At 40.7% G+C, this 6,237-nt stretch carries 6 protein-coding genes; 3 read left to right on the top strand and 3 right to left on the bottom strand.

All coding sequences use genetic code 11. The features are described 5' to 3' along the window. A partial coding sequence (locus CYQ88_RS07150) for an HDOD domain-containing protein (RefSeq protein ID WP_143483772.1) occupies positions 1 to 258 on the bottom strand: 258 nt, incomplete at its 3' end. A gap of 202 nt (positions 259 to 460) precedes the next feature. Beyond that, positions 461 to 805 (bottom strand): DUF2892 domain-containing protein, encoded by a 345-nt coding sequence (locus CYQ88_RS07145; protein ID WP_101840669.1) that lies wholly within the window; start codon positions 803 to 805, stop codon positions 461 to 463. Positions 806 to 1,168: 363 nt separating this feature from the next. On the opposite strand from CYQ88_RS07145, the gene CYQ88_RS07140 reads away from it, so the two are divergent. The 3 genes from CYQ88_RS07140 to folE2 all read left to right on the top strand — a co-directional run bounded on the left by CYQ88_RS07140 (position 1,169) and on the right by folE2 (position 4,552). Then, the gene (locus CYQ88_RS07140; protein ID WP_101840668.1) at positions 1,169 to 2,509 is read left to right on the top strand and encodes an FAD-dependent oxidoreductase; all 1,341 of its coding nucleotides are present in this window, start codon (positions 1,169 to 1,171) and stop codon (positions 2,507 to 2,509) included. Next, positions 2,493 to 3,509 (top strand): GTP-binding protein, encoded by a 1,017-nt coding sequence (locus CYQ88_RS07135; protein WP_101840667.1) that lies wholly within the window; start codon positions 2,493 to 2,495, stop codon positions 3,507 to 3,509. Before CYQ88_RS07140 ends, CYQ88_RS07135 begins: the two co-directional genes overlap by 17 nt. A 92-nt stretch (positions 3,510 to 3,601) precedes the next feature. Then, positions 3,602 to 4,552, top strand: a complete 951-nt coding sequence (gene folE2 / locus CYQ88_RS07130) for a GTP cyclohydrolase FolE2 (RefSeq protein WP_101840666.1) — start codon at positions 3,602 to 3,604, stop codon at positions 4,550 to 4,552. 415 nt (positions 4,553 to 4,967) lie between these two features. Here the strand turns inward: folE2 and CYQ88_RS07125 are convergent, their stop codons facing one another. Beyond that, positions 4,968 to 6,074, bottom strand: coding sequence for a GGDEF domain-containing protein (locus tag CYQ88_RS07125; protein WP_101840665.1), 1,107 nt, complete (start codon positions 6,072 to 6,074; stop codon positions 4,968 to 4,970). Between the last annotated feature and the right edge of the window lie 163 nt (positions 6,075 to 6,237).

The raw sequence follows: 6,237 nt of genomic DNA, 5'->3' as shown, positions 1-6,237 counted from the left end.
CCCCAAAGAGTCAATCGCGCCTTTAATCGTCTGAACGGAATCCGAGCCTTTCCGCATAAACTGTGGTTGATTAGCGACTTTTATCAATTCACCCGTCAGTACCGTATTATGACCAATAATCTCCGCCACCTCTGACATATCCGGGTACTCAGTCGTCTGAAAAATACTTTGTAATTTAATTAATTCGGCTGGCAAGGGCGGAACCTGAAACCCCGCCAATTGGGTCTGTGCAAGCTGTATTTGTTGTTTTAAATCCATAACGGCAATACCTAAATAAAGGGGAACCTTGGGTCAAATCAAAGGTCAAAAAATAACGTAAAAATGATTATAGCCCTTTCTCAGCCGTGAATAAACACTTCTACTAATGCTGGTCAGCAACCGCCATGCATTACAATCTAAAACCAGTCATTCAAATGACAATCTGGATTGAAGTAGTCGTAACGCTTTAAGGTCAAGCTTATTAAGGGGTTTTATCTACAGCCTCTCTTTGGGATGATGATTTGTCAGCATCACACCCCTTGCCCGAACCCCCACCATCACAGCAAGAGCCATCCTTATTTTCTGAAGCCGGCTCATTACAGGCAACACCGCAAGCAACACATTCACCCTTGGCATTTTTAAACATCGGACAAAACCCAGAGAAAGAGGCTTGCAGAGCATTCAATGCCATCAGAATCAATAACCATAAAAAAGACAGTTCAGTTAAATCAATTTGCCCCAGAATTTGAGCGACAGTTAGTACAATCAGCACCATAATGGCAAACATTCTCAAAGGGCGATTGCCCTTAACAACACTCGAAGACATCTACTTTCTCCTTTTATCCTAAAATTTCTATCAAAATCTCATCAAACAATAGAATCCGATACTGATACAGAGTAAAAAACAATTTCTTTCATTTTCAAAGCTCAATTCTATTCCATCTCAATCATCGCAAAAGGTATTTTTCCTTGGATTTGTCTATGCCAACACCATAAAAATCATGCTAGAATGCTGCTTAATAGCCGCCTTATTTCTCATCCAAATCCACAACTTTAAAAAAGGCCGCTCAGAAACTCAAGACGGACAAGGTCGCACTGTATAAAGCTTTCCTATAAAATTGCTTAAAACTTCCCTAATTTTTTTTATATAATAAAAAGCTTAACTAAATTAAATGGATTAACAACAACTATGCAAAACCGATTGTTTGATGTCGTTATTGTAGGCGGTGGCATCACCGGAACATCGCTCGCGTATACCTTAGCGAAATACACCGACATTAAATCAATTGCGGTTTTGGAAAAGTATGGCTCGCTTGCTCCGTTAAACACCAATGCCCGTAGCAATAGCCAGACCTTACATTGTGGTGACATTGAAACTAACTATACCCTTGAAAAAGCCATTCAAGTCAAACGTACTGCCAACATGCTAGTGCACTACGCACATCAAGTTGAAAAAAACGACTTCCTCTTTAAATTCCCTAAAATGATCCTTGCCGTTGGCGAAGCGGAATGTGACCGCCTCCAAAAACGTTATGAAGCCTTTAAAGAAGCTTTCCCCTATATGGAACTATGGGGTGCTGACAAAATCGCTGAGGTTGAACCCAATGTTGCTTTAGTGGATGGTAAGCCGCGTCCTGAAAAAATTCTGGCCAGCGGCTGTACCGATGAATATTCAGCCGTCAACTATGGCGTTTTATGTAAATCCTTTATCGACAGTGCTCGTAAAACCGGTAAAAACATCCGAGTCTCACTCAGCTCAAAGGTAGATCGTATTCTATCATTTGATGACCATTATGAATTACAGACTGCCCACGGCACCTATTTAGCGAAATTTGTTGTGGTTTCCGCTGGCGCGCATAGTTTACTCATTGCCAATCAATTGGGACATGGTATGAATCTATCGACCTTGCCAATGGCGGGCAGCTTTTACTTTACGCCAACTAAACTGAATGGCAAAGTTTACACCATGCAAAATGACAAACTGCCATTTGCAGCCTTGCATGGTGACCCTGACTTAACGGAACCCAATAAAACTCGACTCGGCCCTACTGCTTTAGCGCTCCCCAAGTTAGAGCGTTATACCGGTGGTACTTATTTGGATTTTTGGAAAACCCTCAAACTAGATCGAAAAGTACTCAAAGTTTTTTGGGACTTACTTAAGGATTCAACCATTCGTAATTATATTTTCCGGAACTTTTTGTTTGAAATCCCTTGGTTAAACAAACGGCTATTCGTCAAAGATGCCCGTAAAATTCTACCTGGCCTCAAAGTGGATGAACTCTGCTATGCTGAAGGTTACGGTGGTGTTCGCCCCCAGGTCATCGATAAGGCCACACAAGAACTCAAACTGGGCGAAGCCAGCATCGTGCCTGAAAATGAAAATATCATCTACAATATGACCCCATCACCAGGTGCGACTACCTGTCTGGGCAATGCCTATCGCGATGCCAAAATTATCTGCGAACGACTTGACAAAACCCTGTACCAAAAGCAATTTGTAGACGACCTTCTAGATGGAAAAGACCTCTAGTCAGCCAATCCCTGTTACCTTAATAACGGGATTGCTCGGCAGTGGAAAAACCACCGCCATTAATTCGCTTTTACAACAAAAACCCAAAAATGAAACCTGGGGACTCCTCATCAATGAGCTGGGGAAAGTTGGCATTGACAGTCTGGTTTTACAAACCACCCAGCAGCCGATTGAGGTCGTCTCGGGCGGTTGCATTTGTTGTAGTGCTGCCTTTGGCTACCAACAAGCACTGCAATCACTGTTGAAACAACCCCTTCAGCGGATATTAATTGAACCAACTGGCCTGGGTCATCCCGCTAAAATCATCGATACCTTGCGAAAATTTCAACCCACTGTGAAGCTTGAACAAACCCTTTGCATGGTCACTCCACAACAACTGACACCAGACTTCTGGCAAAAATCTGCGGTACTCCGTGACCTCGTCAGCTTAGCCGACAGACTACTGTTAAATAAAGTTGATACGGCCACTGAGGCAGAACTCAGCCAAGCGAAAGCCACTCTCAACCAAGGGTATCCAGCCAACCCAAACCCCATCTTCACCCTGCATGGCAACCCCATTGACAACAAGATAACCGACTGGTTAACTCAACCCGCCAAACGCCCTTTTTATCGATTAGAAGGTATAGAACAACATCAACAGCTAACCCAACAACACCCCTTAACGGTTACCACATCTCTTAGCCATTGCATAACTCTTGAAGTCTTTACTGGCGATACCAGTAGTATTGGCTGGCAATTCTCCCCCACTGTACAATTCAATCGCGTTGCACTAAAGGCTTTTTTAAAACACACCCCTCACCTTATCCGAGCCAAGAGTATTCTACGAACCGGCAATGAATGGCAACACCTCAATCACCTACCTAACCAAACCAGTTTTGAAGATATTGCATGGAGACAAGACAGCCGCTTAACTCTCTTGCTAGATCAACCACTTAATATTGAACAGGTATCAAAACTGGAGCAAAACTTGACTAAAATAGTCAGGAATTGTGACGACTAATTACTCGCTATGCTATAATGTTTCTTTTTAATTTTGCGACTCGTTGCTCCATCCAATGGCCAACACCAGCGCACTAAGTCGAAGGAAATTGCATGACAAAGCACATGCCCGATATCGCTTGCCAGCCACATCAAGCTCCACAAGGAAAACTCAACTGGGTCGGAATGAGCGGCATTGAATTGCCCATCCTCATTGAACAATCTGCACAGCAAACCTTAACACTTTCTTCTCAAGTACAAGCCTATGTCAGTTTAGATGACCCTTTAAGCAAAGGGATTCACATGTCTCGGCTATATCTACTGCTTGATGAAATGGGATCAAATGAACCCTTAACCCCGAATCGCATCCAGGTATTACTCGAAGCCTTTCTCGAGTCGCATCATGGTTTAAGCCAAAATGCGTTTGTCGAATTTAAATTTGACTATTATGAGAGACGCAAATCCCTTAAAACCGACAACTCCGGTTGGAAACACTACCCTTGCACCCTTAGAGGCCAGTTGCGTGATGGACAATATGAATGCGAAATCAGCATCAGTGTCCCTTATTCTTCAACCTGCCCGTGTTCAGCCGCCTTATCACGCCAACTGATTCAGGAAGCCTTTCAGCAGCAGTTTGCAGATCAGCCATTAGATTACCAACAGGTTCTCGCTTGGCTTGGCACACCAGAAGGCATTTGTGCCACGCCCCATAGCCAACGGTCTTATGCTCAAATCAAACTCAAAGTAACGGCAGACCATGTTTTAAATCTATCAACGGTCATCAACCAAATCGAAGATGCAGTTAAAACACCGGTTCAATCAACGGTAAAACGCCAAGACGAGCAAGAGTTTGCCCGATTAAACGCCACCAACTTAATGTTTTGTGAAGATGCTGCGCGCCGCTTACAAGCCAAATTGGAAAGCTGCCCAGAATACATTGATTATTGGGTACGTGTGAATCACTTAGAAAGCTTACATCCTCACGATGCCGTCGCCGTTGTCACCAAAAACATTCCAAATGGCTACAGTGACGAGCCTAACTTTATGGATGCATTTGAGCATTAATCCGATAAAAAAAATGCCCAGGCCTGGGATAATTACAAGATATATCTCTTTGATTTAAAAGAGATATCTTTCTTCATGTTTAAAAACATGTACAAAAATCGTATTTTTGGCTATTGTTCAATATAGGCAAATACCATGCACCCTTTTTAAACATTCAAGCAAATCTCAAACCCTTTAAATTTTTCCATCAAATCACATCAATATATCCGGCAATTAAACTTCCATTTTGTTTTGCAAAATTAGAAATCAATTTGCGCACAAATTGGTTTTTCAAGTGATCATGAAAGTGACACATAATTAAACCATAACTTATTAAAAAATGACTGTCACAGAATGACAGGCTTAGAAAATGTTTCAAAGAGAAAGCATTTACATGACATAACTAGAGGTATGAAACTAAAAAATTATTGGTAATTTATTGAGGTGGGGAGTAAATTTTAAAACCATTTTTCCCTTCATTTTTAATTTCATACATCATTCTATCAGCAAATTTGATTGCCTCCTGGAAATCATCAGAGTGCGTTCTATAGGATGCCGAACCAATACTAGCACCAATATCGAATGATCTTTCATCATAATGAATGGGATCATCAAATAAGTGGAGCAATTTCTTACCAAAATCAATTTGTTTCTTTTCTGATTCAAGGTCAAAAATGATTACTAAAAATTCATCGCCACCTAGACGAACCACAATATCTGACACTTCGTTACGTTTATAGCGAATGGCGTGAGTTAGTCTTCCTGCAACTGCCTTCAATATTGCATCCCCAACATTATGTCCATAACGATCATTTATACCTTTAAAGCCATCTAGGTCAATAAAGTAAAAAGAAATAGTTCTTTTCTCTTCATCTGCCTTGTTCACCATCTGCTTTATATTTTCATCGAGATGAAATCTATTATTTAGACCTGTTAAACCATCATGGGTGGCCAAAAACTTTGATTGATTAAATAATGCTTGATGCTCTCTTTGATAGCGTAGGACTAGAATGATTAGTGCCACTAAAAGAACCAGCCCTGTGAATAGATACCAAAAACTAGTTTTAACGCTATGAATTGTATGACTTGAGAACTCTGATTTTGCTAAAAAACTGACTAACGTCCACCCCCCTTCCTTATGAGCTAAATTATTAGTGATTTTGTTATAGCCCAGATGTTTTGTCGTTCCGTAAGAGCCACTATTTTTTGTTGGATCAAATTTTAAAAAACTATATAAGCCTTCATCTGCCTCGTACTTCCCAAATTCTTGAGATTGCATTTTTTTCCAAATTTTTGGATTCTCGAGCGCAAAACTTTTTGCTGGCACGACACCATCCCACATAAAAGAACGTGCAATATCATCAAAAGGGGTTCCATCGACATAAACCCCCACATTGTTTAGCATAATGAATTTTGATTTAAACCCTGTAAGTTCTTGATAGTGCCTTATTAGGTTCGCTACTTGTTCTCCTTCATAATTAATTATCAATATACCAAAAGGTTTATTGTTGTTATCAAATAAACGTTTTCCTAAACGAAGCATAGGGCGAAGAGGAATGTCATAAACTCCATTTTCTTTATTAAAGTCGAATGGAGAAATATAGACTTCTTCCTTGGTCAGTTTTTGAATATCTTGAACATAATAGCGATTGCTCTTATTCTGTAATTCAGATTTTGTAACAAACTCAACGTCTTCACCACTGGTA

Source organism: Hydrogenovibrio sp. SC-1, from assembly GCF_002848135.1.
Taxonomy (GTDB): Bacteria; Pseudomonadota; Gammaproteobacteria; order Thiomicrospirales; family Thiomicrospiraceae; genus Hydrogenovibrio.
The sequence above is the reverse complement of the archived record's forward strand: the minus strand, read 5'-3'. Positions and strand labels throughout refer to the sequence as shown.